30 protein-coding genes and 1 tRNA gene are annotated in these 25,763 nt (G+C 62.2%); 19 read left to right on the forward strand and 12 right to left on the reverse strand.

The features are described from left to right. Positions 1-15 precede the first annotated feature (15 nt). Positions 16-1,512, forward strand: a complete 1,497-nt coding sequence (locus G5V57_RS26125) for a carboxypeptidase M32 (RefSeq protein ID WP_165170866.1) — start codon at positions 16-18, stop codon at positions 1,510-1,512. Here the strand turns inward: G5V57_RS26125 and G5V57_RS35390 are convergent. The 5 genes from G5V57_RS35390 to G5V57_RS26145 form a co-directional block, all read right to left on the reverse strand. Beyond that, positions 1,500-1,781 (reverse strand): cytochrome c, encoded by a 282-nt coding sequence (locus G5V57_RS35390; RefSeq protein WP_246737372.1) that lies wholly within the window; start codon positions 1,779-1,781, stop codon positions 1,500-1,502. The two genes, G5V57_RS26125 and G5V57_RS35390, sit on opposite strands and share 13 nt — an antisense overlap. Positions 1,782-1,790: 9 nt before the next feature. Then, on the reverse strand, positions 1,791-1,961 hold the full coding sequence (locus G5V57_RS35395; RefSeq protein ID WP_246737373.1) for a c-type cytochrome: 171 nt from the start codon (positions 1,959-1,961) through the stop codon (positions 1,791-1,793). A 17-nt stretch (positions 1,962-1,978) separates the two neighbouring features. Beyond that, positions 1,979-2,836, reverse strand: coding sequence for an exo-alpha-sialidase (locus G5V57_RS26135; RefSeq protein ID WP_165170868.1), 858 nt, complete (start codon positions 2,834-2,836; stop codon positions 1,979-1,981). A gap of 48 nt (positions 2,837-2,884) precedes the next feature. Next, positions 2,885-3,202 (reverse strand): hypothetical protein, encoded by a 318-nt coding sequence (locus G5V57_RS26140; protein WP_165170877.1) that lies wholly within the window; start codon positions 3,200-3,202, stop codon positions 2,885-2,887. A gap of 76 nt (positions 3,203-3,278) precedes the next feature. Further along, positions 3,279-3,527: a hypothetical protein gene (locus tag G5V57_RS26145; RefSeq protein ID WP_165170878.1), complete on the reverse strand. Its 249-nt coding sequence runs from the start codon at positions 3,525-3,527 to the stop codon at positions 3,279-3,281. 484 nt (positions 3,528-4,011) lie between these two features. Here G5V57_RS26145 and G5V57_RS26150 point away from each other — a divergent pair, with 484 nt between their 5' ends. Continuing rightward, positions 4,012-4,836 carry an alpha/beta fold hydrolase gene (locus tag G5V57_RS26150; RefSeq protein WP_165170879.1) on the forward strand — a complete coding sequence of 275 codons (825 nt, stop codon included), beginning with the start codon at positions 4,012-4,014 and terminating at the stop codon, positions 4,834-4,836. On the opposite strand, the gene G5V57_RS26155 is transcribed toward G5V57_RS26150, so the two are convergent. Continuing rightward, positions 4,833-5,774 carry a succinylglutamate desuccinylase/aspartoacylase family protein gene (locus tag G5V57_RS26155; RefSeq protein WP_165170880.1) on the reverse strand — a complete coding sequence of 314 codons (942 nt, stop codon included), beginning with the start codon at positions 5,772-5,774 and terminating at the stop codon, positions 4,833-4,835. The two genes, G5V57_RS26150 and G5V57_RS26155, sit on opposite strands and share 4 nt — an antisense overlap. Positions 5,775-6,009: 235 nt before the next feature. Here G5V57_RS26155 and ehuB point away from each other — a divergent pair, with 235 nt between their 5' ends. From ehuB to ehuD, 3 genes are read left to right on the forward strand one after another with little or no spacing between them, the layout of a single operon-like run. Next, a complete protein-coding gene (ehuB, locus tag G5V57_RS26160) occupies positions 6,010-6,897 on the forward strand; it encodes an ectoine/hydroxyectoine ABC transporter substrate-binding protein EhuB (protein ID WP_165170881.1) in 888 nt (295 codons plus the stop codon). A gap of 8 nt (positions 6,898-6,905) precedes the next feature. Beyond that, on the forward strand, positions 6,906-7,562 hold the full coding sequence (gene ehuC / locus G5V57_RS26165) for an ectoine/hydroxyectoine ABC transporter permease subunit EhuC (RefSeq protein ID WP_165170882.1): 657 nt from the start codon (positions 6,906-6,908) through the stop codon (positions 7,560-7,562). A 9-nt stretch (positions 7,563-7,571) separates the two neighbouring features. Continuing rightward, positions 7,572-8,234, forward strand: coding sequence for an ectoine/hydroxyectoine ABC transporter permease subunit EhuD (gene ehuD, locus G5V57_RS26170; protein WP_165170883.1), 663 nt, complete (start codon positions 7,572-7,574; stop codon positions 8,232-8,234). Positions 8,235-8,257: 23 nt separating this feature from the next. On the opposite strand, the gene G5V57_RS26175 is transcribed toward ehuD, so the two are convergent. Continuing rightward, the gene (locus G5V57_RS26175; RefSeq protein WP_165170884.1) at positions 8,258-8,767 is read right to left on the reverse strand and encodes an outer membrane protein assembly factor BamE; all 510 of its coding nucleotides are present in this window, start codon (positions 8,765-8,767) and stop codon (positions 8,258-8,260) included. Between the two features lie 74 nt (positions 8,768-8,841). Here G5V57_RS26175 and G5V57_RS26180 point away from each other — a divergent pair, with 74 nt between their 5' ends. From G5V57_RS26180 to G5V57_RS26235, 12 genes are all read left to right on the forward strand, one after another. After that, the gene (locus tag G5V57_RS26180; RefSeq protein WP_165170885.1) at positions 8,842-9,369 is read left to right on the forward strand and encodes a ubiquinol-cytochrome C chaperone family protein; all 528 of its coding nucleotides are present in this window, start codon (positions 8,842-8,844) and stop codon (positions 9,367-9,369) included. 7 nt (positions 9,370-9,376) lie between these two features. Further along, entirely contained in the window at positions 9,377-9,913 is a 537-nt protein-coding gene (locus G5V57_RS26185; protein WP_165170887.1) for a DUF177 domain-containing protein, read from the forward strand. Positions 9,914-10,007: 94 nt separating this feature from the next. Further along, positions 10,008-11,066: a phosphate acyltransferase PlsX gene (plsX, locus tag G5V57_RS26190; RefSeq protein WP_165170889.1), complete on the forward strand. Its 1,059-nt coding sequence runs from the start codon at positions 10,008-10,010 to the stop codon at positions 11,064-11,066. 17 nt (positions 11,067-11,083) lie between these two features. Continuing rightward, positions 11,084-12,058, forward strand: coding sequence for a beta-ketoacyl-ACP synthase III (locus G5V57_RS26195; RefSeq protein WP_256378602.1), 975 nt, complete (start codon positions 11,084-11,086; stop codon positions 12,056-12,058). Between the two features lie 103 nt (positions 12,059-12,161). Further along, a complete protein-coding gene (locus tag G5V57_RS26200; RefSeq protein WP_165170893.1) occupies positions 12,162-12,473 on the forward strand; it encodes an integration host factor subunit alpha in 312 nt (103 codons plus the stop codon). Between the two features lie 155 nt (positions 12,474-12,628). Then, positions 12,629-13,156: a MerR family transcriptional regulator gene (locus tag G5V57_RS26205; RefSeq protein WP_165174268.1), complete on the forward strand. Its 528-nt coding sequence runs from the start codon at positions 12,629-12,631 to the stop codon at positions 13,154-13,156. Positions 13,157-13,263: 107 nt separating this feature from the next. Then, positions 13,264-13,340: transfer RNA gene (locus tag G5V57_RS26210), tRNA-Pro, on the forward strand. Positions 13,341-13,393: 53 nt separating this feature from the next. Further along, entirely contained in the window at positions 13,394-13,930 is a 537-nt protein-coding gene (locus G5V57_RS26215; RefSeq protein WP_165170895.1) for a hypothetical protein, read from the forward strand. A 222-nt stretch (positions 13,931-14,152) separates the two neighbouring features. Further along, entirely contained in the window at positions 14,153-15,142 is a 990-nt protein-coding gene (locus G5V57_RS26220) for a hypothetical protein (protein WP_165170897.1), read from the forward strand. 159 nt (positions 15,143-15,301) lie between these two features. Next, positions 15,302-15,880: a GNAT family N-acetyltransferase gene (locus G5V57_RS26225; protein WP_165170899.1), complete on the forward strand. Its 579-nt coding sequence runs from the start codon at positions 15,302-15,304 to the stop codon at positions 15,878-15,880. Positions 15,881-15,885: 5 nt separating this feature from the next. Continuing rightward, complete coding sequence (locus G5V57_RS26230) at positions 15,886-16,917, forward strand: hypothetical protein (RefSeq protein WP_165170901.1); 1,032 nt, start codon at positions 15,886-15,888, stop codon at positions 16,915-16,917. Then, on the forward strand, positions 16,914-17,171 hold the full coding sequence (locus G5V57_RS26235) for an acyl carrier protein (protein ID WP_165170903.1): 258 nt from the start codon (positions 16,914-16,916) through the stop codon (positions 17,169-17,171). Before G5V57_RS26230 ends, G5V57_RS26235 begins: the two co-directional genes overlap by 4 nt. Before the next feature lie 101 nt (positions 17,172-17,272). Here the strand turns inward: G5V57_RS26235 and G5V57_RS26240 are convergent, their stop codons facing one another. The 4 genes from G5V57_RS26240 to G5V57_RS26255 form a co-directional block, all read right to left on the reverse strand. After that, on the reverse strand, positions 17,273-18,505 hold the full coding sequence (locus G5V57_RS26240; protein ID WP_165170905.1) for an O-antigen ligase: 1,233 nt from the start codon (positions 18,503-18,505) through the stop codon (positions 17,273-17,275). Positions 18,506-18,564: 59 nt separating this feature from the next. After that, positions 18,565-18,804 (reverse strand): hypothetical protein, encoded by a 240-nt coding sequence (locus G5V57_RS26245; protein ID WP_165170907.1) that lies wholly within the window; start codon positions 18,802-18,804, stop codon positions 18,565-18,567. 147 nt (positions 18,805-18,951) lie between these two features. Then, positions 18,952-20,031, reverse strand: coding sequence for a glycosyltransferase family 4 protein (locus tag G5V57_RS26250; RefSeq protein ID WP_165170909.1), 1,080 nt, complete (start codon positions 20,029-20,031; stop codon positions 18,952-18,954). Between the two features lie 20 nt (positions 20,032-20,051). Then, on the reverse strand, positions 20,052-20,741 hold the full coding sequence (locus tag G5V57_RS26255; RefSeq protein ID WP_246737729.1) for a polysaccharide biosynthesis/export family protein: 690 nt from the start codon (positions 20,739-20,741) through the stop codon (positions 20,052-20,054). A gap of 222 nt (positions 20,742-20,963) precedes the next feature. On the opposite strand from G5V57_RS26255, the gene G5V57_RS26260 reads away from it, so the two are divergent. Beyond that, positions 20,964-23,189 carry an exopolysaccharide transport family protein gene (locus G5V57_RS26260; RefSeq protein WP_165170913.1) on the forward strand — a complete coding sequence of 742 codons (2,226 nt, stop codon included), beginning with the start codon at positions 20,964-20,966 and terminating at the stop codon, positions 23,187-23,189. Positions 23,190-23,352: 163 nt separating this feature from the next. Here G5V57_RS26260 and G5V57_RS26265 read toward each other — a convergent pair whose 3' ends face one another. Continuing rightward, a complete protein-coding gene (locus tag G5V57_RS26265; protein ID WP_165170915.1) occupies positions 23,353-24,498 on the reverse strand; it encodes a GNAT family N-acetyltransferase in 1,146 nt (381 codons plus the stop codon). Between the two features lie 300 nt (positions 24,499-24,798). On the opposite strand from G5V57_RS26265, the gene G5V57_RS26270 reads away from it, so the two are divergent. Then, a complete protein-coding gene (locus G5V57_RS26270; RefSeq protein ID WP_165170926.1) occupies positions 24,799-25,755 on the forward strand; it encodes a polysaccharide deacetylase family protein in 957 nt (318 codons plus the stop codon). The last annotated feature ends 8 nt before the right edge of the window (positions 25,756-25,763 follow it).

The following is a 25,763-nucleotide window of genomic DNA, read 5'->3' on the forward strand; positions in this document are numbered from 1 at the left end:
ACTCTCCAGGTTCCCATGTCATATGCCCAGATAGAAAAGCTCGGGCGCAAACTCGAAGCGCTCGACCATGCCCAGGCCATGCTCGGCGTCGACGAAGCCGTGCAGATGCCGGTGGGCGGCGGCGAGAAGCGCGCCGAAGCGCTGTCGATGCTGGCGGGCCTCTATCACGAGCTGGCGGCGGCGCCTGAGATCGCCGACTGGATCGACAAGGCGGAGAACGAAGGGCCCGATGTCGTTCAGAAAGCGTCCTTGCGCGAATTCAAGCGGGTCTACACCAATCTGACCTGTCTCTCCGCCGATTTCGTCCGCCGCCAGGTCAATGCCCGCGTGCGATGCGAGCAGCTTTGGCGTGAGTTGCGGCCCACGGGCAACTGGGATGCATTCCTTCCAGCTTTCGAGGGCGTCGTCGCCCTGATGCGCGAGGAGGCTGAGCTGCGCGCGAAAGCCTCGGCGCTCGAGCCTTACGACGCCTTGATGGAGCAATTTGATCCCGGTAACCGGGTGGCCGATATCGCGCCGATCTTCGGCGAGTTGAAGGTCTTCCTGAAGGGCTTCGTTCCGCGCGCCATCGCCCATCAGGAGGAGAAGCTGGCGAAAAGGCCGCTGAAGCCGTTCAATGCGCCTTTCCCCATCGAGCGGCAGAGAGCGCTGGGACATGCGATGATGGAAGCGGTCGGTTTCGATTTCACGCATGGCAGGCTCGATATCTCGCACCATCCATTCTGCGGCGGCGTGCCGAGCGACGTGCGCATGACGACACGCTATGTCACCGGCGAATTCCTTTCCGCCCTCATGGGCATTCTGCATGAGACCGGCCACGGGCTTTACGAACAGGGCTTGCCCGCGCAGCTGTCGCATATGCCGATCGGCAGGGCGCGCGGCATGGCCATGCATGAAAGCCAGAGCCTTTTCATCGAGATGCAAATCTCCCGCAGCCGCGAATTCTGGGAATGGGCCATGCCGATCGTCGGCCAGCACCTGGGAGAGGAGGCGCTCAAGGGGTGGGATATCGAAGACATCCTCTCCCATGTTCACCGCGTCAGGCCGGGCTTCATCCGCGTCGATGCCGATGAGGCGACCTATCCGCTGCACGTGATTCTGCGTTTCGAGATGGAGCAGGATCTTGTCGCGGGCAAGCTCGCCCCCAAGGACATTCCGGAGGCCTGGAACGCCAAGATGACCGATTATCTGGGGCTGTCCACCTTGGGCAACGCCAAGGACGGCCCGATGCAGGACGTCCATTGGCCGTCGGGCGCCTTCGGCTATTTCCCGAGCTATACGCTGGGCGCCATGATCGCCGCCCAGCTCTGGGCGGCACTCGAAAGGGATCAGCCCTCGGCGCGCGAGGATATCCGCAACGGGCGCTTCGTCGGTCTCAACGACTGGCGGCGCCAGCATATCTGGAGCCAGGCCTCGCGCTGGTCGACGCCGGAACTCCTTGAGCGCGCGACCGGTGAGAAACTCCAGACACGCTACTTCATTCGGCATCTCGAGCGGCGCTATCTCGACTGATCACGAGGGCTCGATTTTCTTTCCTGGAGCGTCATCTGGACTTGATAGTCGCGCTCGCGCGGCGGCCAGGTGCTTTTGATGTAGGCGATGGCCGCTCTGATCTCGTCGTCCTTCAGAACGCCGGCGAAGACCGGCATGTCGCTCTCGTAACTCTCTCCCGCATAGGGCTTGAGGCCATGCTTCGTCACGCCGAAGAGCACATCGTCGCTGTGATGCCACGTATGGCCGGAGGCGTCATGCGGCGGGGCGGGAAGGCGTTCGCTCGGCATCGGCGTCTGTCAGTCGGGCTGTCCTTCGAGCTGCGCGCCATGGCATTGAGCGCAGTTCGCCATATAGACTGACCGGCCGAGTGCGATCTGCTCCGCCGTCCGCAGACGGGGCAGCTCGTAGTTAAAGTAAGCGACGCCGAGGCCCGTGATGATCGCAGCCCCAATGAGGGCTGCGATCATGCGGGACTTGTCTGGGGTCACTGCCCAGCCTGGCCGAAGGGGCGCCAGCTCTTGCCGCCATCCAGGCTTTCGCGCACCTCGTTGTTCTGCATCGTCAGCACCAGATTCTGGCTGTCCTTCGGATTAGCCGCCATATGGAGCGGGATGCCTTCGCCGAAATCATTGGTGAGGAGCGACCAGGAGGAGGGCGTTTCTTCGCTCGCCTTCATGAAGCCGCGTCCGACCACGAAGGCGTAGAGCGCGTTGTCGGGACCGGTCTGGACGGTGCTCACCACTTCTCCGGCGAAGGCGAGCGGCGCCCACGTAGCCGCCGCGTCTTCCGAGACGAGGATACCATTCTCGGTCGCGGCATAGACGCGTTCCGCCTTCAGGCCGGAGGCAGCGAGCGCGATGAGCCGTTCCGGAGCGTCACCGGCGATCTCCCAGTTTGTGCCGCCATCGCGGCTCAACTGGACCTGCCCGAAGCTGCCATAGATCACCTTGGGATCGACGCCGCTCACATCCATCTGGTGGAAATCGACAGGACCATCGACGCCGGGCGACAGTTGCGTCCAGGTGGAACCGCCGTCGGTCGAGCGCAGGAAGCCGGAATTGCCGCCGGTCGCCGGATGCCCACTGGCATAGAGCCCGAGTTCATTTCCGGGATCGGGCGAGAAGCCCATGAAATCCTGAACAGGAGAGACCCTGAGGACGCTACCGTCCTTGTCGACGGCATAGAGGCCGTGATGCGTGGCGATCATCAGCGCCGCCGAGCCTGTGCGGGCGAAGGCGATGCCATGATAATGCGTCTTCTGGCCGAGTTCGGCCAGGGTTTCGGCGGAAGCCGGAGTGACGGATAAGAGGGCGAACAGCGTCGCCCAAAGCGGAATGCGCATATGATGCTCCTGGATTGAAGGTTGAATGGGGCTGTGTGTTCAGCCGGACTATCCAGGCGAGACAGGCGGTATCGTATGGCGGCCAGAGGGTATGGCGACGAGCACCGGCGCGAAGCGCGGCGGGGTGAAGATGAGGGCCACCAGCCCTGCAGTCTCGTTCGCGGCCAGCCCGCACACGGATTGCGCGCAATTGACCATGACCATATCGGGCTCGGGACACGTGCCGCAATCCGACATTTGCGACGCCGTAGTCTGGTTTTGCGCCATCGCCATGGATGCAATGCCGGCAAGCGGCAGCAATGCCATCAGCGTGGCCGCGAGGATCGCCACGATGGAAAGGCCGCGCAGGGACCGCAAAAAGTTCATGCGCGCGTTATCGCGCGCGCGCCGGGGCGACGCAAGCCATCTTGCATCGGTCGAAGCCGCCGAAAATTTGAAAGTCTCACTTGAGCGCCATTATCCGCTTCGCTCTGGCAGTCCCGTCCGCCGCTTTGACAGCGATTACGAACACATGCATGTCCGGCTTCAGAGCGCTCGCATCGGAAGCGACCACGGCCGTGACGGGGACTTGTGGTCCGACAATGAGCTCGGACGTTCCGTTCTGGAACTTGACCTTCAGGACCTGACCCTCCGGGGCAGCCACGACCTCGGCGACCGAGGCATTGGTCATGACGGTATCAGGAGCTTTCATGGGCCGCTGTCCTTCGCCGATCCCGCGCAGAGCTTCAGGGAAAATGCGCAGCTCCTTTGAGCGAAGCTTTCCGTCCGCTCCCTTGACCGCAGCGGAGGCCACGTAGTCGCCGACTTTGATCGCGCTGAGGCTCGATGGCTGATTTGTGAATATCTCTGTTCCGGAATCCAGCGAGACCGAGGCTATGCCTTCGGCTTTGCCGCGGAATACAAGCGAGTTGCCGTCGATTTTCGCGATCGTCCCGCGGATTCGCACATCGGCTTCCTGGGACGCCGCAGGCAAGCTGTGTGCGCCTATGAACCCGATGATGAGGGCGACCAGAAGGGCCCTTAAGCTTGCGATTGTGTGCATTTACGCGCTCGCTTGATTGCTGTCGCACAGTGTCGGGAACTCAATGTTTCTGGACCCGATTTGTGTCGACAATGCGTCTCCTGCGAGGCGTCCGGGCTTGCGTTCACTAGATGCCTTGTGGTTCATCTAAGGCATGACGTCTGCCCGGCTCCATCTTGATTACACCCATGATTTTCGAGGGCAGCGCATCGCCTGGGGCAGGCTGGGCGAAGGCGATCCGATCGTTCTTGTGCATGGCACCCCCTTTTCCTCGCAGGTCTGGCGGCGTATCGCGCCCTGGCTTGCGCGGCGCCGGCAAGTCTATTTCTTCGACCTCCTGGGCTATGGCCAATCCGAAAAGCGCGCTCACCAGGACGTGTCGCTGGGCGTGCAGAATCTAGTTCTGGCCGAGATGCTGCGTCATTGGGCGCTCGACCGGCCGGAAGTCGTCGCCCATGATTTCGGCGGCGCCACCGTCTTGCGCGGCCATTACCTGGACGGCCTGCGCTACGCCCGGCTCACTTTGATCGATCCGGTGGCGCTGGCGCCTTGGGGCTCGCCCTTCGTCCAGCATGTCCGCCGGTATGAAGAGGCCTTTTCGCGTCTTCCGGATTATGCGCATGAGGCGCTGCTCAAGGCATATCTGCAGGGTGCCTCCTATCGCGGGCTATCCGACGAGGCCCTGGAAATCTATGCCGCTCCCTGGCATGGGCCGGAGGGACAGGCAGCCTTCTACCGGCAGATCGCCCAGATGGACGTCAAATACACCGATGAGGTTGAGCCGCTCTACCGCGCCTTCGATTTTCCCGCCCAGATTCTGTGGGGCGAGGAGGATCGCTGGATTCCGATAACCACCGGCGAAAGGCTGGCGAGCGCCCTGACGCATGGCCGGCTGCTGCGGGTCCCGGGCGCCGGTCATCTCGTCCAGGACGATGCGCCCGAAGCCGTTATCGCGGCGATCCTCGAACGAAAGGATTAGCTCTTCGTCCCAAGCCCGATGATGAAGCTGTCCTTGGGCGACAGCGCATGAGTGATACGCCAGAGGACGTGACCGTCCTCGGGCGACGTCACCTTGGCGATGGTCTCGCCATAGGTGTTCTCGGCGGTGGCCATCAGGGTGCCCTTCGCGACCTTCTGGCCGGGTTCGACATGATAGCGGTAGAAGCCGTCGACGGGAGCCGGAATCCAGTGATAGCGCGTGATAATGACCGGCTCGCGTTTCTTTGCCGGCGCGCTGTCGGTCATGCCGAGATTGTGCAGAAGCCGCAGGAGACCCTCGAAATGATAAGCGACATTGGCTTCCTCGATCAGGCCGATGCGTCCGGCTTCGGCGAAAGCGGCATGCTGCCCGCGCTTGGCTCGGCCGGTGACGCTCCTGGCCGGCTGGTCCATATGGAAGGGATCGATGGCGGCGATGATCTCGGCGTCGAAACACTGGGCGATTTCCAGACTGCGCCGGTCGAAGGCCTCGTCGCCTGTGCGCTGCACCACCATGAAATGCGAGACTTGTTCGCACAGGTCGCCGCCATGCAGATCGGCAAAGCAGTCGGCGTCATGCGCCCAGTCATTGAGGAGGGCGTAGGCGATCGCCTCCGAGAAGCTGCCGTCCGGCCGGCCAGGGAAGCTAAAATTGATGTTCTTGCCGTCGAGCGGACAGACATATTGCGAGCGCAGCGGCACGGCCGGAAGGTTGACGATCGGGATAATCGACACCCGCCCCTTGAGCTTGGCCGGATCGAGCGCCCGCTGCAGCCGGATCACCGCTTCGATGCTCGAGGTTTCGTTCACATGGACGCCGGCGATGACGGCGAGCCGCGGGCCCGGCCTTTGTCCGACGATCTCGACCGCTGGCCAGCGCCATCCGGCAAGTGCCGGGTAGTTGAAAGTGAGCTCGCTCTTGTGAAGGCCTGCTTCCATGAGAAGTATTTCTCTCCCGCTTGGATCACGATCACTTCAGGCCAGGGACCTGAAGTGATAAACGTGATCGAAATCTCAGGTTAGCGCGTGATCGGACGGAAAACCGGTATCCAATTTTCTTGATCGCGCGCTAGCATTTTTCAACCGCCATCGCATTGACTTGCGCGGCGCCTGAACCGAATATCGCGCCGACTTAATGGGACAAAAGCGAAGTAAAACCAAGGAGGTTTCCATCATGCCTGCTCTGCGCCACACTCTGTCACGCCGCCATTTCCTGAGCACCGCCGCCTTGGGCGCCGCCTCGCTCGTCCTGCCGTCGATCGCGCGCGCCGAAAGCACCATGGCCCGCATCATGAAAGACGGCGTCGTGCGCGTCGGCATCGCCAATGAGAAGCCGTACGGCTTCGTCGATACCGACGGCAAGGTGAAGGGCGCCATTCCCGACGTCATCACCGCTCTCTTGGCGCCCCATGGTGTCAAGGAGCTGAAAGCCGAGATCGTCGAGTTCAATGCGCTGATCCCCGGCATCAATGCCGACCGTTTCGACATAATCGGCGCCGGCATGTATATCCGCCCGGCGCGCTGCGAAGCCGTCCTGTTCACCAATCCGGTCACCCGCACCGGTGCGGGCTTCGCCGCCCTGAAGGGCAATCCCAAGGGTGTGAAGAGCATTGCCGAGGTGGCCGCCCATGCCGATGCGATCGTCGGCACGCAGAATGGCGCGGCCCAGGTCGAGGAACTCGCCAAGGCCGGCGTGCCCAGCGACCGCGTGGTGCTTTTCGCCAATGCGACGGAAGCGCTGGCCGGGCTCAGGGCCAAGCGCGTCGACGTGATCTATTTCCCGGCGCTCGAGCTCAACGAACTGCTCAAGACGGCGAATGATCCCTCCGTCGAGCGCGTCGAGGGCTTCCAGCAGATCATGGGCGCCAATGGCGAACCCGAATACGGTTATGCGGGCCTTGGCCTGCGCAAGGCCGATGCCGATCTCAAGGCGGCGCTCGATGCGGAGCTCGCCAACCTCATCAGTTCCGGAAAGCTGCTCGAGATCATCTCGGCCTATGGCTATGGCAAGGGCGAACTGCCTGACGGGGTGAAGACGGCCGAGCAGATCTGCAAGGCCTGACCGGGCGCGTGGATCTCAATCAACTTCTGGCGTTGGACGTGCTGCCGCAGCTCCTCAAGGGAGCTGCGGTCACGCTAAAGCTCACGCTGATCACCGCGATTCTCGCTTTCTTCCTGTCTTTCGTCATCGGCTTTCTGCGGCTCGTGCCCAACGTCTGGGTCAGGCGCCTGGTGACCGCCTATGTCGAGATTCTGCGCGGCACCTCGGCCATCGTGCAGCTCTTCTATCTCTTCTTCATCCTGCCCGCCTTCGGCATCTCGCTGCCGCCCACCGCCACCGCGGTCATCGGCCTCGGCCTCAACCTGTCGGCCTATGGCTCGGAAGTGGTGCGCGCCGGCATCCTTTCGATAGGCAAGGGCCAGCATGAGGGGGCGGCGGCCCTGGGACTCACGCGGGTCCAGACCTACCGGCTGGTGGTTCTGCCGCAGGCTTTGGTCGCCATGTTGCCGTCCTTCGGCAATCTTCTGATCGAACTCGTCAAGGCGACCTCGCTCGTTTCTCTCATCACCATCACCGAGCTGACCTTCTCCGGCCGCCAGATGGTCGTCACCACCGGAAAGAGCATGGAAATCTGGACGCTCGTCCTGATCCTTTATTTCGTCATGGCCTATCCGCTCACCTGGATAGTGCGCGGTGCCGAGCGCTATGCGGCGCGCTACCGGTGAAGAGATCACATGTTCAGCTTTGAATTCCTCCTCCGCATCCTGCCCGATCTGATGCGCGGCCTCGTGGTCACGCTCCAGGCGACCTTCGGCGGTTTCGCGCTCGCCCTCATCGTCGGCCTGCTCCTGGCGCTCGGCCGGCGCTCGGGCATCAAACCGCTGCGGCTCTTCTGTGACGGCTACATCGCCTTCATGCGCTGCACGCCGCTCCTGGTTCAGCTTTACTTCGCCTTCTATGTGCTGCCGTCCTACGGCATCCGCTTCCCGGCTTTGTTCACCGGCATTCTCTGCCTCGGCCTTCATATCGGCGCCTATATCGCCGAGGTCTATCGCGCCGGGATCGATGCCGTGCCGGATGGCCAATGGGAAGCGGCGAGGTCGCTCGGTCTCAAGCCGGTGCCGCTGTGGCTGAGGGTGATCCTGCCGCAGGCTCTGCCACCGATGATTCCGCCGCTCGGCAATTTCCTCATCGGGCTGTTCAAGGAGACGCCGCTGCTCGCCGCAATCACGGTCGTCGACGTATTCGGCGCGGCCAACAACGTCGCCGGTCTCAACTATCGCTACAACGAGCCCTATACGGCGGTGGCGGTGATCCTGCTGAGCGTCAGCCTGATCGCCGCCTATTTCGTGCGCAAACTCGAGCGCCGTTACGCGCCCGACGGCAAATCACGATGAAATAAGTCGCGCGCCGTCGGCGCTTACATTCCCGGGTTCTTGCCGGGACCGGTGCTGCCGGGCGTGCGGCCCGGAACGATGGTGCCGCCGGGGCCGGGCTTGCCAATATTGCCGAACAGCTGCTGCAGCATCGTCAGCTCGCGGCCTTTGGTGGGCGTGGTGCGCGAATTGATGTCGATGATCTTGCCGTCTTCGAGGCCATATTGGCCGAGACTCGCGACCTGATCATTCTTGTCGAAGCGGATGGCGATCACCTGACGTTCGACTTCCGTAGGGTTGAGGAAAGCCGTCTGCTCGGTGGTGCTCGAAATATAGTAATAGCTGTCGCCCTGGAAATTCATGCTCGCCGTAGTTGAGGGCGAGCCCAAAATGCCTTCGACCTCGGATTTGGGCATGCCCTCGCGCACCTGGCCGAAGGCGCCCGGTTTAGCGAGATAGCCACGATGCGCAATATTGGACGAACAGGCTGCGACGGTGAGGGCCATTGCGGCGGGGAGCAGAAGACGGCTTGAGAAGGCGAGAATGCGGCGCATGTCTTTCCGGCAGCGTTCAAACAAAGGGTGATCTTCCCGATTATAGAGCGGGAATAGCTTGGGAGCCGTTAACGATGATTTTATCCCTTTTCAAGCGCAAGGCGTCCCGCAATTCCGTGCGAGCGGTCTACGGCTCAATTGTGGCTGCCGCGCGGCATGCGAAACCCTATGCCGAATGGGGGGTGCCGGATAGCGTGGACGGCCGTTATGACATGATCATCCTCCATGCCGTGCTGGTGCTCGACAGGCTGGGTTCCGCCGGGCCGTCCGCCCAGGCCTTCGCCCAGGGGCTGACCGACGAGGTTTTCGCCGACATGGACCGTTCACTGCGGGAAATGGGGGTGGGCGATCTGTCGGTGGGGAAGAAGGTCCGCCGCATGGCTGAGATCTTTTACGGCCGCGCTCAGGTCTACCGGCCTCTGCTTCAGGCCGGGGATCAGGCAGGCCTCGCCGAGGCCCTGGGGCGCAACGTCTTCGCCGGGACAGGGACGGCAGAGGGGGTCCGGCATCTGGCCGCCTACGCGCTGGCCGTCCTCCGCCATTTGCAAGAACGCCCGATTGAGCCCATCTTATCAGGTCAGTTGGACTTTCCGGAACCTTAAGGCCTTGATGCAGACTCCTCAGCTCGAATTTTCCCGCCCCCTTGACGTCACCCGGGTTCCGCCACAGGGCTATACAGAGAGAATTGCCGCGGAACCGCAGGAATGCGTGGCGCTCGCGGCCCGATTCGGGCTGCCGGCCATCCACGGGCTTACGGCCGAGCTCAAGATCTCGCGCTGGCGCGGCGAAGGGCTCAAGTTCAAGGGCCATCTTAGGGCCGATATCGACCAGATTTGTGTGGTCAGCCTCGAATCATTCCGCTCGACCCTGGAGGACCGGTTCGAAACTTATTTCCTGCCTGCGAAGGCCGCGTCCGGATCGGACGAGGCGGCGATCGAGGAAGGCGATGCCGAGCCTTTCGAGAACGGGATCATCGACATGGGCGAGGTGGTGGCCGAGGCCATGGCGCTCGCCCTCGACCCCTATCCGAAGAAGCCGGGCGTGACTTTCGCAGACCGGCTGGAGCCCGAATCGGAAGCGTCCGGGGCCGCCGCGAGCCGCAACCCATTCGCGGGGCTCAGTCGGCTCAAGGAGGGGAAAGGCTGATTTTTCGGTTGTTTCGGCAGGGACAGCGGCTATTGTCCGCCCGCCCATGCTAGATTGTCTTAAATAGGCGCAAACCGAAGGTCCCCGAGTATTCATGACAGGCAAAATGACGATTGCGCTTGACGCCATGGGCGGCGATGCGGGCCCCGACATGGTACTGCCTGGGGCCGAACTCGCCAGCGTCCGGCATCCGGAACTGCGCTTCCTGCTGTTCGGCGATGGCCCGCGGCTGGAGGCAATTCTGGCGAAATATCCCCGCCTCAAGGGCCGGAGTGAAGTCCGTCATTGCGAGATCGCGGTCGCCATGGACGACAAGCCGAGCCAGGCGCTACGGCGTGGCCGCGGCAAATCCAGCATGTGGATGTCGATCGACGCGGTCCGGGCGGGCGAGGCGCAGGGTGTCGTGTCGGCCGGCAATACAGGCGCCCTCATGGCGATGGCGCGCTTCGTGCTGAAAACCATACCCGGCATAGAGCGCCCGGCCATTGCCGCCATCTGGCCGACCTTGCGCGGCGAGAGCGTCGTTCTCGATGTCGGCGCGACGATCGGCGCCGATGCCCGCCAGCTTGTCGAGTTCGCGCTCATGGGCGAGGCCATGGCACGCTCGCTTCTGGGCGTCGATCGGCCGACTGTCGGTCTGCTCAATATCGGTGTCGAAGAGGTCAAGGGCCTCGAAGAGGTGAAAGAGGCGGGCCGGATTCTGCGCGATCTGGGCCTGCCGCTCGAATATAAGGGGTTCATCGAGGGCGACGATATCGGCAAGGGCACGGTCGATGTCGTGGTGACCGAGGGCTTCACCGGCAATATCGCGCTCAAGACGGCGGAAGGCACCGCCAAGCAGCTTTCAACCTATCTGAAGCTGGCGCTCACCCGCACGCTCCTGTCGCGGCTCGGCGCCCTTCTGGCGACTGGCGCCTTCGCGACCCTGCGCGAGCGCATGGACCCGCGCAAGCACAATGGCGGGGTCTTTCTCGGCCTCAACGGTATCGTGGTGAAATCGCATGGCGGGACCGACGCTCTGGGCTTCGCGACGGCTGTTGATGTTGCCATCGAAATGATCCGCAACGGCCTCGTCGCCAAGATCGCGAGCGATGTCGCCGAAATCAACAAGCATATGGATGCGTTCGCGCCGCGCGCTGCGGTCAACGCATGATGGCAATGAGGTCTGGAGTGCAGCTTCGTTCGGTGATCGAGGGAGTGGGCTCCTATCTTCCGGCCCGCATCATGAGCAATGCGGATCTGGCGCGCATGGTCGACACCAGCGACGAATGGATTGTCGAGCGCACCGGAATCCGCGAGCGGCGTATCGCCGCCGAGAAGGAAACGACCGGCGATCTCGCCATCAATGCGGCGCGCGACGCGCTCGCGCGCTCGGGCGTTTCCGCCGATGAGATCGATCTGATCATCGTGGCGACGACGACGCCGGACAACACTTTTCCGGCGACGGCCGTGAAGGTGCAGGCGGCGCTCGGCATCGAGAAGGGATCGGCCTTCGACGTGCAGGCGGTGTGCTCGGGTTTTGTCTACGGATTGACCGTGGCCGACAGTCTGCTGAAGGCCGGGCAGGGAAGCTGTGCGCTTGTAATCGGCGCTGAAACCTATTCACGCATCCTCGATTGGACCGATCGCACCACTTGTGTGCTGTTCGGCGATGGCGCCGCGGCCGTTGTCTTGCGCGCCGCCGAGGGCAAGGGGACGAATGAGGATCGCGGCATTCTCGCCGCGCGCTTGCGTTCCGATGGTCGCTATCGCGACAAGCTGTATGTCGATGGCGGCGTGTCCTCGACCATGACCGTCGGGCATCTGCGCATGGAAGGCCGCGAGGTATTCAAGCATGCCGTCGTCAATATCGCGACGGTGATGGCCGATACGATCAAGGATGCGGGGCTCGAGCCTAAAGACATCGACTGGTTCGTGCCGCATCAGGCCAATCGGCGCATTCTCGAGGGCACGGCGCGGAAACTCGGCGTCACCGAGGAGCGTGTTGTCATGACCCTGGACAAGCATGGCAACACATCCGCCGCTTCCATTCCGCTGGCGCTCGACACGGCGGTCAGGGACGGGCGCGTCAAGCGCGGCGATCTGGTGCTCATGGAGGCGATGGGGGGCGGCTTTACCTGGGGAGCCGTTCTCGTCCGTTGGTAAGACTTTCGGTTAAAACCCTAAGCTATTGAGTTCACACGCAGTTTTTTATTGACCCCGGTGTTCATCCATTTTACCCTGGCCCTCGGGCAAGCAGGGGAAACAGATGGCTGGTAAGACACTCACGCGCGCCGACCTGAGCGAAGCCGTGCATCGCAATGTTGGCCTGTCGAGAACAGAGTCCGCTGATCTCGTCAAATCAGTTCTGGACATCATCACCGATACGCTGATTACGGGCGAGACCGTGAAACTGTCGTCCTTCGGGACATTCATGGTGCGCAGCAAGACCGGCCGCATCGGCCGGAACCCGAAAACGGGCGAAGAAGTGCCAATCACGCCGAGGCGGGTCCTGGTCTTCCGTCCAAGTCAGGTTATGAAGAATCAGATTAACGGTGTAGAAGGTGGTGCGGAAGACTAGCGAGTCGGGCGCCCGACTGCACGGCTAGTGCGCTTCCCGTCGGGATTGGCGGATCCTGGTGCGGAGGGAGCGCTCCGGTTTGGGGCTATCGAGCCTTTCTCCCGGCTGGACGAAACACCGGCTGGGCTGGGAAAGCTCTGAGGACGATGATGTTGTTGGATAAGGCGCCAGAGGCATTTCGGACGATCAGCGAAGTGGCTGAGGAACTCGATGTTCCCCAGCACGTGCTGCGTTTCTGGGAAACCCGGTTCGGCCAGATCAAGCCCATGAAGCGCGGCGGCGGGCGCCGCTTTTACCGTCCAAGCGACGTCGACCTGCTCAAGGGCATACGCGCACTTCTCTATGGCGAAGGCTATACGATCCGCGGCGTCCAGCGCATCCTGCGCGAGGAGGGCCTGCAGCATGTCTCGAGCATTGGCCGCGGCGAAACGGCGGCCCGCAAGCGCGATGCGCGCGACCTGGAACTCGACGGCGTTCCGGCTCCCGGCCGCGCCTTGCAGGCGCCGCGCATCAAGCGCCAGGCGCCGCCGCTCGGCCTGGCGCCTTTCGCGCGCGGCGGCGCCGATGCGCCGGCACCCGCGGCCCCGGCCGAGCCGCGCATGAGCGACTCCCAAGTACAATCGCTCAGGCTCGCGCTTTCCGAACTGGGGGCCGCCCGCAAACTCCTCGGCGCCGACGATTGACACGCGCTTCCCTTGCGGGAGAGTGCGCGGACCTGTGCATAACCCCCGGAAGTCCGAACAGAATAACGCTTTTACTTACCGAAGCCCGGTGTTATATCGGCGCCCGTCGGAGCGTAGCGCAGCCCGGTAGCGCACTACTCTGGGGGGGTAGGGGTCGCAGGTTCGAATCCTGTCGCTCCGACCAGCCTGCTTCCCCATGCGGCTAAACTGGCCGCCATTGCTGCCAATGGTCGCCTTATGTCGAATCTCCCGGAAATCCTCAGCAAGCGCTTCCGCCTCACGCCGATCACTCCCGACACGGTGAGCGACGACTGGCTGCGCTGGACGGGTGACCGGGAACTGATGGGCCAGATTAATGCCCGTGTCGTCAAGCTCACGCGAGCGGACCTGCAGCGCTACCTCATCTCCCAGCAACAGCAAAAGCGTGCCGTCGTGGGGATCTACGAACGCAAGGACGGCGTTCATGTCGGCCTCTACGAAACCGAAATCAATGTGGAGCATCGAAACGTGACGATCGATGTTCTGGTCGATCAACGTCGCTACGACCTGGCCAATGTGTTGCGGGAAACGGACCCGGTGCTGCTGAACTATCTGGCGGGACGATTCGGGTTGGAAAAGGCCGTCGCCAAGATCGTCGAGACCTACAGGCCGGCGATTCTCCATTTCGAGCAGAGCGGGTGGCTCAAGGAGGGCGTTCTGCGCCAGGAGAATCCCGCGGTGTCAGGGCAGGGACGGCTTGATGTGGTTCAGTTCGGCAAGCTGCTCTCGTCTTAAGGTTGCGAATTGGCTGACGTCTAACATCGAAGATTGCGATTCGCTCAGAAGCTACAACTTTCGGATGCGCCTCATCGATCTGCACTGTGGCCTTCCTGCAACGGTGAGAAATTACTCGTCACAATATCCCCTCATGACGTTGAACGATCGACCGGTAGTGATGTATCTCGGGTGCCGCAGGGGCGCTTGAAATTATCAATATCGGTTTGGGGATAAACAGAAATGACCAGTAAGTTGAAACTCTCGGCAAGCGTTGCCGCGCTCGGGTTGCTCGTAGCGGGAGCCGTTTCATCGGCCCAGGCGGCGGACGTGGTCGATCAGGGCTGCACGCTCTCCGGCGCCGTCGGCATCGGCTATATGTATGACTGGCAGAGCGCCGACTTCGACTTTGGCGGCCCGGGCATCGATGGCGATGTAGACTACAACACGCCCTTCGGCGAGGCTGGCGGCCTTGTGACCTGCGGTGGCTTCAACGCCCAGGCCGATTTCGCCTATTACAATCACTCGGGTGATGCCGATATCGGCAACTTGAGCGCCGGCAAGGATGATGTCGATGCCGACAATTCGCATTTCGGTGGCGCGCTGTTCTGGCGTGATCCATCCCTTGCCGCTGCCGGTGTCAGCGCCTCCTGGATCAATCAGGACGTTCTGGGCAAGGACTCCGACACGTTCCGCGTCGGCCTTTTCGGTGAATACTTCATGGAGAATTTCACCTTTGGTGCCTCGGTGCACTACTTCAACGGTGAAGTCATCGATATTGGCCCGTTCGATATCGATCAGGATGGTTTCGAGCTGGCTGCCTATGGCCGCTTCTATGCCACCCCGGACCTGTCGCTGATGCTCCGCGGTGATATGCTCTTCTCCGATCTCGATGTCCCGAACGGGCTCACAAATCAAGATGTCACCCTCGATGGCTGGGCGATCACCGGCGAAGCCGAATATCTGGTCTGGGACCAGGGCCTGTCGATCTTCGGCGGCTTGCGTTATGCGGAGCGTTCGCTTGATGTCGACAACGAAGACTTCAACGTCGATATCGACGACACGCAGGTCTATGCCGGCTTGAAGTTCTACTTCGGCCAGGATGGCTCGCTGATCGATCGTCAGCGCACCGGTGTGGTGGACAACACCAGCACCTTCAACGAAAAGCTTCCGAATGTGCTGACGTCAGGTATACTGGGCATCTCGAATGCCATTGCCAACGAACTCCCTTAAGCGAAGCTGAGGACGTAACAGGGGGAAGGAAACCTACGGGTTTCCTTCCTCTTTTTTGTCTCGTGGCGTAGAAAACATATGACCCGCAATGCCTGTGCGGTTTTGACGAAGCCCGCAAAGCCAGATAGTAGAGAGCCTCGCGGATAGTGGTTTTCATCCATGGCCGGCTTACCTCCGTCATCGCTCACGCTTGAATCACGAAACTTCATCCTTCGCCGGCTGACTAAAGCCGATGCGAGTGAGAGGCTGTTTTCATGGGCAGATGACGATCTGGCGGCGGAGATGCTCAACACGAAGCGAAGGCAGTGGAGCCTCGCGGAGCAGGCTGCCTTCTTTGCCGGCAAGCCGGACAAGGTCCTTCTGGCTATCGTGCCGCGCCAGCAGGAATATCCGATTGGCTTCTACAGCCTGCATCTGCAGCCGCGCATCGGAGTCTTCACGATCTCGCATTTGATCAGCGACGCGGCATGGCGCGGCAAGGACCTCACGGCCGAGACGTCCGATCCCATCTATGAGTATCTTTTCAACAAGCTCGATTATGCCAAGGCCAAGGCGAATGTGCGCCCGCAGAACCGTCCGATGCTGTGGCTGATGCTCGGAGGCAAGAACTGGCGCAAAGAGGCGCGACTGGTCGGGCATCTGCGTGACGCCGAGACGGGCGAGCGCAGCGATCTTCTGGTCCTGGGGATGCTTGCGCAGGAGTGGCGCGCCGCGCGCGAGCCGCGCTCTGCCGCGTGAGGGCCGTGAAATCCTATCAGCTTCATTCGGCGGACGACCGGCATGCCGTGTTTGCCCAACTGTCACCGCGTATTTGGCTCGAGAATGATCTGTTGCGCGCTTGGGTTGTTACCGACCCGGAAGTTATCCTTCGAATATTCCGCAGTCCCTTGGCGGTGGTTTCGAGCCTGACCGACGTTCTCAAGGCCATTCGAGAGAATTACGGTACCGAGCTCCCGAACGTGGCCTATGCCTGCGGCGTGTTGCCCCTTCTTGTTGCCGATGAGGCACATCCCGCGGCGCGCAAGGGCTTTGCCACATTCCTGGCCGCCCGCCTGTCGGAGTTGGACGCGGAGCTGGCCGACCTCTCAAAAGCCTGCCTTGCTCCGCTGGGCAGAAAGGGACACGTGGATCTCGTGTCCGAAGTCGTCGATCCCTTCATCCATCGTGTGTTTTCGGTCTTCCTCCAGTGTGATTTGCCGCCGGAATTCCTGTCAATGCATGTCGGCGACATCCTGTCTTTCAATACGAATCTCGCGCGCTTGAAGAATCTCGAAGGCCGCATTGCAAAGACGCTCGCTTTCCTGCGCGAAACCACCCCGAATGACGACGATATCGCCTGGAAATTCACTTGCCTGGTCTTCGGCCTCGATTCGCTCGCGATGATGCTGACCGAGGGCATTGTTGCGGCGCTACGCGACGATCCGGTCGGATCGGCAGGCACGCGCCTGCCGATCTTCCCGATCGAAACCGGCGTCCCAGTGACGTTCAGGCGCGCAAAGGCAGACTTCGACATGGATGGCTGCGCCTTCAAGGCAGGCGATCTGATCCGTCTGCAGCTGCAATCTTTCGGCTATTCACGGGCTGCCGAGCATAGCAAGTTCATCTTTGGGGCCGGCATGCATTCATGCGTCGGCAAGCAGCTGTCGCTGCGCATCTGGGAGAGTTTCAAACGGGACTTCGACGCGCTCGATCTGAGGGCCCGCATGGCCAACTATCAGCTCATGCCGTCTCATTTTATCATTTTGCATAAATTGGTTGAGGTAGAAGTCCAATGATGACGGCCGACGAAGCCAGAGGCATGGTCCTGAGTGTTCTGCAGAATCTCGAGCTCATCGATGAGAAGCAGATGAGGGAACTCCTCGGGACGCGGATATTGGATATCGAACTGGCGGGCCTGGGGATCGACAGCATGAAGGTCGTCGACCTCTGCGTCGGACTTGAGGAGCGGATCGGGAGGGAAGTCGAGGTCGAGGAACTTATCGAAAATCCGTCCGTGAACAGCCTTGCGGCGCATTTTGCCAAAGGGTGATTGACCCTGCGATGCTGTGGCGTATTTGCCGCATATGATGGACTTCCGGTCGCAAGCTGCGTCAGAGATTGAGTTTTCCGCGCAGCCGAATGCGGCGGTAATCAAGAGTATGACTTTTGGCCGATGGCGCTCGCAGGCCCTCTCCGCTGCTGGACCTCATAAGCGATCGTCGCGGCGAATAACCCCCACATGCAGCCGAGCAGCAGGTAGAAATGCCGCCAGTGATCGATGTCGATCTGCACGCCCTGCAGGACGACGGCGACGAGCGGGGCATAGATGGCGATGGCGTGGTGCTGCCAGGGCGTTGGGGTCCTAATCGCGCGCCAGCCCGCCCAGATTGTCATGATGACCAGCGCGAAGAAGGCGAAGCCGCCGAGCCACCCATAGGAAGCGAAGGCGTTGAGATAGACGTTATGCGGGTCCTGCCCGTAGATGTAGCGGAAGTGCCTGGGATTCATGCCGCCGGGCTGGGTCAGTACGCGCGGTAGGCTGGCGATCTGCGAGCCGAAGCGCCCGGTCTCGCCGACATCGTAGGATTGACTGAGGCTGGCGCGAATTTCGAAGATGGTCCTGATCTGCGGAACCTGCAGCGCAACGACGCCTGCGACGGCCAAGGCCAGGGCGCCGCTCGCCGACAGGAAGATGACCCGGTTGCGCAAGGCGCGGCTCGGCGCGAGCAGGAGGGTAAGGACGACGAGCAATATGCCCGAGCCGACCAGATTGACCCAGGCGCCGCGCGAGAAGGCGAGGAAGAGCGCCAGCGCGATGATGAGTATCGCGATGAAGGCGAGAATCGGGCGCCGGCTCCTCCTGAGCAAAATATCCTGGGCCAGAAAGACGAAGGGCGGCACGAGGAAAGGAGCGAAGACATTGGGATCCTTGAATGTGCCCTGCGCGCGGCCCATCGGCGCCCATGCTGCCGCCGTGCCGCCGACGTCGAAATAGGTGAGGATGCCGATGAGCGAGCCGATGACGCCGGCCGTGATGTAGCCGCTGCGAATGATCTCCATGCGCGCATTGGTGTCGCTCGTCACCAGGAAGCAGAAGAATAGGCCAGTCACGGCCATATAGTATGAGATGATGGTGAACCAGACGGAGATCTTGTCGTCGAGCGCGCCTTCGAGCCCGACCGCGCCGCCCAGATTATAGAGAACGAGAAAGAAGACGAGGGGCAGCGAGACGAGCGGCACCTTGAGGCCGCCTGCGGGCAGGAACAGGAGGAAAGCCAGCACGAAGATCAGCTCGTAGGGAGCTGGCTCGATCACGACGAGCCACATCGATGCAACCAGCAGCCACAGCACCACCTTGCGCCAAGTCTCGAGGCTGCCCAGCATCCTTCGTGGGGCGTCAAGGGGAGATTGTGCAGCGGCGTCGGTCAATAGGCTTTCTCCGTCTAAAGCAGCGAGGTGAGCGTGCGGAACAGAATATAGAGATCGGAGGCGGTCGACCAGTTCTCGATATCATGAAGGTCGTGCTCGACTCGCCGGTGCAACCTCTCGAGAGTGTCAAGCGGCGCATGGATGAGGGGAGCCTCGAGAATTTCGGCAGGAAGCGGCATGTCGGCATCGACGCCGAGCTTGGCTAGAAGACCGCCAGCGGCACGCTCGTGCTGGAAAAAGTCTTCCTTGCGCATCACAGTTGGATTCAAGTTGCGACAGGTTGTTTTCCCTGAACCGCCGGGTGAGCAACTTCGAGGTCCGCGCTGGCGGACCCTGGCGTTAATGAAAATGAAGGAGCGTGCTTAATGGGAGCTTAACGCGCCGACCCGGTCCGTGTTTCCCTATAGAAATCGGCGATCTTGCCGCACATGGCCTCGGCCGAGAACCGGGTTCTGGCCGCATCGGCGAGAGCGCGGGCTTGCCTCATGTGTTCCTCTCCGTGAGAGAGGCTCTTCCTGATGGCCGCCGCCAGGACTTTCCGGATCAGACGGCGGTGAGAGTATTTCCGCCGGCAATATTTCCGGAATGCCGCCCACATCCGTGGCGATGAGCGGCTTTCCCGCGGCTACCGCCTCGAGGATGACATAGGGAAGCGATTCCGCCCGCGACGGCATGACCAGCACCTGGCCGAGACCGAAAGCCTCGCGGGCCGGTAGCGCGCCTGTGAAACGGACCCGCTCGATGAGTCCGAGCCGCTGCGCCAACGCCTCGAATTCCGGCCGCTCCGGTCCGTCGCCGACCAGCGTGGCGCTTACCTGTCGCCAGTCGCTGAGCAGACTCAGCGCCTCGAGAAGGTCGCTCACCCCTTTGAGCTGGCGCATCTCGCCGAGAAAGACCAGATCGCGCGCCTCAGGCGCGAGCGGCACGGCGGCGAATTCCTCCGGCCACAGGCCGTTATGGACGACGCGCCAGGGCAGACCGCCGAGTCCGATTTTCTCTTCGAAGACGCGCCTTTCATAGTCGCAGACGAAGAGGAGGCCGGAGCCGCGCCTCAGCATCAGCTTCTCCGCGCCGAGGAACAGGGCGCCGCGTGGCGACGACCAGGCGTAGTGGAGGCTGCCGCCATGCGGGGTGTAGAGCGAAGGGATCTTGAGGCGCGCGCCGGCCAGCCTCGCATAGACGCCGCCCTTGGCGCCGTGGCCATGCAGAATCTCCGGCCTGACCCTGGCGGCTATGCGCGCGATCGCGGAAGCCGCTTCGACATCGGCGAGGCCCGGCATGCGGCCGATCGGCAGCCGGTGGATGCCGAGGCGGCAGTAGGGGGCGAGAGCCGCGAGCGCCTGTTCCGCCGCCGGGCCGCCGGTGCTGGAATCGCAGACGATGCCGATCTCATGATCGAGCGCCGTCAAACCGCGCGCGAGATCTCGAACATGACGGAAGAGGCCGCCGACCGGGGTGCGAAAGACTTGCAGGCTACGCATGGGATAAGTCCGCCGCCGGCTCAGAACCAGCGCTCGCGAACAAAAACGATGTCGCCCGGATATACTTGCGTGGTGACGGGCGCCTTGTAGGTCTGCGTGCCGTTGACGTTCTTGCGCGTGATGAGCACGGGCCCTTGATTGGCGCGTGGCGTGTAGCCGCCGGCGATCGCCACCGCATTCTGCACCGTCATGCCCGGCTGATAGGGAAAGCTGCCGGCCGTGGAAACTTCGCCCATGATGAAGAAGGGGCGCAGGGTCGTGACCTGGACGGAGACATTGGGATTGCGCAGATACCCGCTGCGCAGCCGCTTGGCGATGAGTTTCTCCGCCTCGGGTGCCGACATGCCGCCGACATAGGTCGTCTTGATATAGGGCATCGAAATATTGCCGGAACCGTCGACGAGATAGTCATTGGTGAGGTCAGCTTCGCCTGCGACCCGTATGGTCAACTTGTCGCCGGCGCCGATGCGATAGCCTGTGTCATATTCATAGGCCGCGGCGGATCCCTGGGCGCCATAGGGCGGCTGAATGCCTTCCCGGGTGCGCGAGGGAAGTTCCGTCACGCTGGCCACGGCACCCGGGCCCTGCGCGACATTCCCGTCCGCCATCACGCCCATGCCGCCGGTTGCGGCGGTCGGCGGGTTAGCTTCCCAGGTTTCCGCGCAGGCGGAAAGCAAGAATGGCAAGGCCATGAGGACGAAGACACGCATACGCACTGTGAGAGCACTCCATGACGACGCCGATCCGATTTGGCGGAGCGGCGAGGAGGCCGACGATAGGCATTTATGGTTAGCAATCGCTTAAGCGTGAGAATGATCGCGCAACACTTCGGCCATGTTAAGAAAATACTTACCACAGGCGGGGCATGGTGACGCCCTGGCAACCCTTTATTAAGCATAACTCCGCGGATGAATGAGCTCGAGCAAGCCGGAATGAACGCGTCGTCGGTCGACATGATGGATCTTCTGCGCGGTCTGTGGCGGCGCAAATGGATGATCCTCCTCATCACTGTGCTTTTCGCGGCGGCGGCGGCGTTCTTTGTGCTGCGTGACAAGCCGAGCTACGCGGTCGAAGCTCAGCTCCTGGTGGACAATCTCGAAACCCCCTTCAGCCGGGCTCAGCCCGGGGAGGGATCGGAAACGCGCCCGGCCTTCGACGATCGCGACATATTGAGTCAGGTTTCGGTTTTGAAATCGCGCGATCTGGGCGACCGCGTCATCAAGGAACTCAGCCTTGCCGGCAAGGGCGAGTTCGATCCGGCCCGCAACGGCGTCGGCAAGATCGGCCAGATCTTGATCGCACTCGGCTTCAAGGACGATCCGCTCAAGAAGTCGTTGGAGGATCGGGCATATGATCGCTACGACTCGCAGCTCAACGTCTATCAGATCCCCGAGTCCAAGATCATCATTGTCAAATACTCCGCGCTCGATCCCCAGGTCGCCGCGGATGTCGCCAACAAGCTGGCGGAAACCTATGTCGTCTCGACCCGGGAGGCGCAGTCGGAACCGACCGGGCGGGCCCGCGCCTGGCTGGCTGAGCAAATTGACATTCTGCGCAAGAAGGTTGCCGATTCAGAGGCCGCGGCCGAGGAATTCCGCGCCCAGGCGGGATTGCTGAAAGGAACCCAGGCGACGCTTGGAACCCAGGAGTTGTCGGAGCTCAACAGTCAGATCACCCAGGCGCAGGCGGCGCGCACTGAGGCACAGACCAAGGCGAAGGCCATTCGCGAGCTTCTCGACAGCAGCGGTTCGGTCGAGGTCTCCGCCGATGTCCTGAACTCGCCTTTCATTCAAAGATTGCGCGAGCAGCAGATCACCTTGCAGCGGAGCATGGCGGAACTTTCCGTCACCTATCTGCCGAGCCATCCGAAGATGGTCGCATTGCGCAACGAGATTGCCAATGTCGATCAGCAGATTCGCACCGAGGTCCTGAAGATCGTTGCCGGGCTCGAGGATCAGGCGCGGGTCGCGGCGACCCGCGAAGCATCGCTGCGCGCCAACCTCAATGCCGCGAAAGCGAAGGCCTCGACAAGCAATCTCGATGACGTGAAGCTGCGCGCTCTCGAGCGCGACGCCGCCGCCAATCGCAGCCTGCTCGAATCCTTCCTGAACCGTTATGCCGATGCGAGCGCCCGTCAGGAAGTCGCCGCTCAGCCGGGCTTCGCCCGCGTCATCCAGCGCGCCGTTCCTCCCGCCAATCCGAGCTACCCTTTGAAGGGACCGACGATCATATTGGCGACGCTTGCCGGCTTGACGCTGGCCATCGGCCTGGCCTTCCTGGCCGAAGTGCTCAAGTTGGCGGGCGGCACCGTCGCGTCTGCTCCCGCAATGCGCGAGCCTTCCCTTGAAGCCCCTGGAATATTGCCCGCGCCCACCGTGGAGGTGGCGGCCACGCTTCCGGCGCCGCCGCGTCAGCAAATGCCGCCCCCGCCTGTGCCGCCCCACTTGTCGACTGGCGGTATGGCGCCTCCCGGCAATCAGGCGATCCTCAGCGAAATTCCAGAGACGCCCGATCTGACTAGGGCCGTGGCGCATGCCAGCCAGCCCTTGCAAGACCCCTCTGGCGCTTATGCAGTGGCCGCCGGGCGGATCGTTTCCTGGCTCAACAACGCCCGCCAGTCGCTGGGTGTGCAGAAGCTCGCCGTCACGGCGATCGGCGAGGACGGACCCGATGGCGCCACCGCCGCCGTTGCCTTGGCCCGTATCGTCGCGGCCCAAGGTGTCGGCGCTTTGGTGATCGATGTCGACGAGCGGCGGCCCTCCATACACACGATTTGCGGCATCGAGGCCGGCGTGGGCTTGTCCGACATATTGCTGAACGAGGCGACGATCGAGAATGCCGTTCAGCGCGACAGTGGCTCGCTCGCCCATATATTGCGGGCAGGTACGCGGGCAGGTGAGCTTGCCGACGCGGTGACCGGCGCGCGCTTCGACGCTCTCATCGACGCCTTCGCGCAGATCTATCCTGTGATCATCGTTCATTGCGGCGCCCAATCGGCCTCGGCACAGACAGTGATCCGCAAATGCCATTCGGCGCTGCTCATGGCGCCGGGCACGCGCATTCTCGATGCCGCGCGCACGATCGAATCCTGGCGCCAGTCGGGATTGCGGGCCGTGCAGTTCGTGCGGATCGGCCAGTCGGTCCGCCGCGTCGCGTGACACGTCATCACGATTCGCTTGAGGTCACCTTACAGCATCGGCCCGAGAAGTGCGTGCGGTTCTCGGATAAGCCGATGCGCAAAATCAAAGAGATAGAGCGCCGGGCCGATTCCATGAGAACGCCCGGCGCTCTAGCCGGATGACCGATGGCTGCTTTTGCTGATCAGACGCCAGGCGTATGGCCGAGAAGGATACGCCGCGTCTTGATGAGCGTGCCCCACAGCAATGGGGTGCGCTTGACGAGACGCTTCGTAGCCAGGCGCGCGCAGCGCACGAGTGCCCACGCATAGCCGCGCAAGGTGAGGCCTCGTATCGCGTGATGGAGACGAATTTCCTCATCCGCCCAGGCGAGCTTGTAGTCGAAGCTGCCGGACGAGAAGTCGAGGAATTTGAGATCCATGTCGCAGCAGGCTTCGATGGTCCGGCGCAACAGCGCATCGCCGGGCGAATAGCGCCTGAGGCGGGGTGTGCCGAGTGAGGAGATCAGCGCCCAGTAGGCGCCACCGTGAAGCCCGCCGAGCGCCACGGCCTCGAGCTCCCCGTCCGCCGTCATGTAATAGGGCAGGAGCACGGGCTGCAGGTTGTCGGGCAGGTCGATGAGACGATGCACGAATTGCCGCTCATGCGCGTTGAACACGCCATGAATCCCGCTCTCGGCGAGGCGGCTGCGTTGTTGCGCGAACATCTCCTCGATCAGCCTGTGGGCATGCTCGCGATCGCGCGGTATGCCCACCTCAATATCCGCCGCCTTGAACAGCTTGGCGTCGCGCTTGCGGTTGCCGCGGCGTGTTTCGCCCGAACGTTTTCGCGCATAGACAGGTGCGAAGCCGCCATCGAGCTTGAGCACATAGGAGGAGTTGGCGCCGGCGATGGAGAACCAGCCGGCAAGTGGATGCTCGTGGCCTTCCCACACCGCCGGCATTTCCCCGAGATCGATCGCGTCAATCTCGGTCAGGCTCGCCAGGATGGTCCAGCCCTCGGTGGCGAACCAGGATCGGGCATGACGCAGGAAACGCTTGTCATAGAGACCGTAGCCATAGGTCATCTGCTGGCCGCCCATCCATTCGAGCACGCGACAGCCCTGGCGACCGCGCACGCAGAGGGGCAGGAGGAACAGCAAATCGCCGGCGGGATCACGACCGACGATGATCACGGGCGTGGCATTCTGGGCAGCGCCGGCGGTCTCAAGCCAGGCGCTGCACCATTGATAGGTCTGAAAGAAGGTGCCCGCCGCACGTTCTTGAAAGTTCACCCACTCCGCCGCGAGCATTTCGGTGTCGCGCTCGATTTCGGTTACGACACGTAGCATTGCCTCTCTCGCCGGCGGCGGGGCGGAAGCCCAGCGCGCCTTCTCCGAGAGGGGAGTGAGGGGCATGATGCTCAAACGATACTCCGGTACGAATTTTGCTTCGGCTCTGGAGGACGCTCGCTAGCAAAAGTTCGTCAAGTTTTGAGTGTTACTTGTCTAGTCACGCGAATTTTATTGGTTCTTCCGGTTTGTTGGGTAATGCCGTTGTCCGCCGCACTGAAAACAAGTCTTGATGTCCTGTATTATTCTGGGGCATCGCGCGCCTTGCGTTCGGTCCTGGGGGGCATGGGTGCAATATTCATGCTGCATCATGTTCGCCCGACCGGAGTGGCCGCGCATGGCTTTGCCCCCAATTCCGGCCTGGAGATCACCCCGCATTTCCTCGACATGGTTATCGGACATGTCGTTGAGGAAGGTTATCAACTCGTCTCGCTGACGGAGGCCGCCTCGCGTCTGAAAGGCGAGGGACCGGTCGAGCGTCCTTTCGCGGTGTTCACCCTCGATGACGGCTATGAGGACAACTTCGTCCATGCCTGGCCGGTCTTCCGGCGCCACAACTGCCCCTTCACGATCTTCGTAGCGCCCAAGATCATCGATGGCACCTGCGAACTCTGGTGGCGCGGCCTCGAGGCTGTCATCGCCGGCGCCCCACAGGTCAAAGGCGTTCTCGACGGCAGCGGCTTCGAGCTCGACACGCGCAGTGATGCCAGCAAGCAGACGGCCTTCAAGCGCCTCTACTGGCCGGTGAGGAGCATGCCGGAGCACCGGCAGCGCGAATGGATCCGGCAGTTTTGCGCTCACCACGGTGTCGACCTCGATGCGCAATGTCGCAGCGAGGCGATGACCTGGGAAGACGTGCGTCAGATCGCGGCGGATCCGCTCTGCACGATAGGCGCGCACACCGTCAATCACTATGCGATCGCCAAGTTGCCGGCGGACGAAGCCTTGGCCGAGGTCACGCAGTCGCGCAGCCGCATTGCCGACGAATTGGGCCGCGTGCCGGACGTCTTCGCCTATCCCTATGGCGATCCGGATTCGGCCGGCCCGCGCGACTTCGACCTGATCCGGGAGGCGGGCTTTGCGGCCGCCGTGACCACCCGCAAAGGACTGATCTTTCCCGCCCACAAGGACCATCTGACGGCGCTTCCGCGCCTTTCCCTGAATGGTGGCTATCAAAAGCTGCGCTATGTCGATGTGCTTCTGTCGGGCAGTGCCTTCGCACTGTGGAATGGCTTTAAGCGGGTATCAGTCGCCTGAATTATAGT

This window comes from Nordella sp. HKS 07, from assembly GCF_011046735.1.
Classification (GTDB): domain Bacteria; phylum Pseudomonadota; class Alphaproteobacteria; order Rhizobiales; family Aestuariivirgaceae; genus Taklimakanibacter.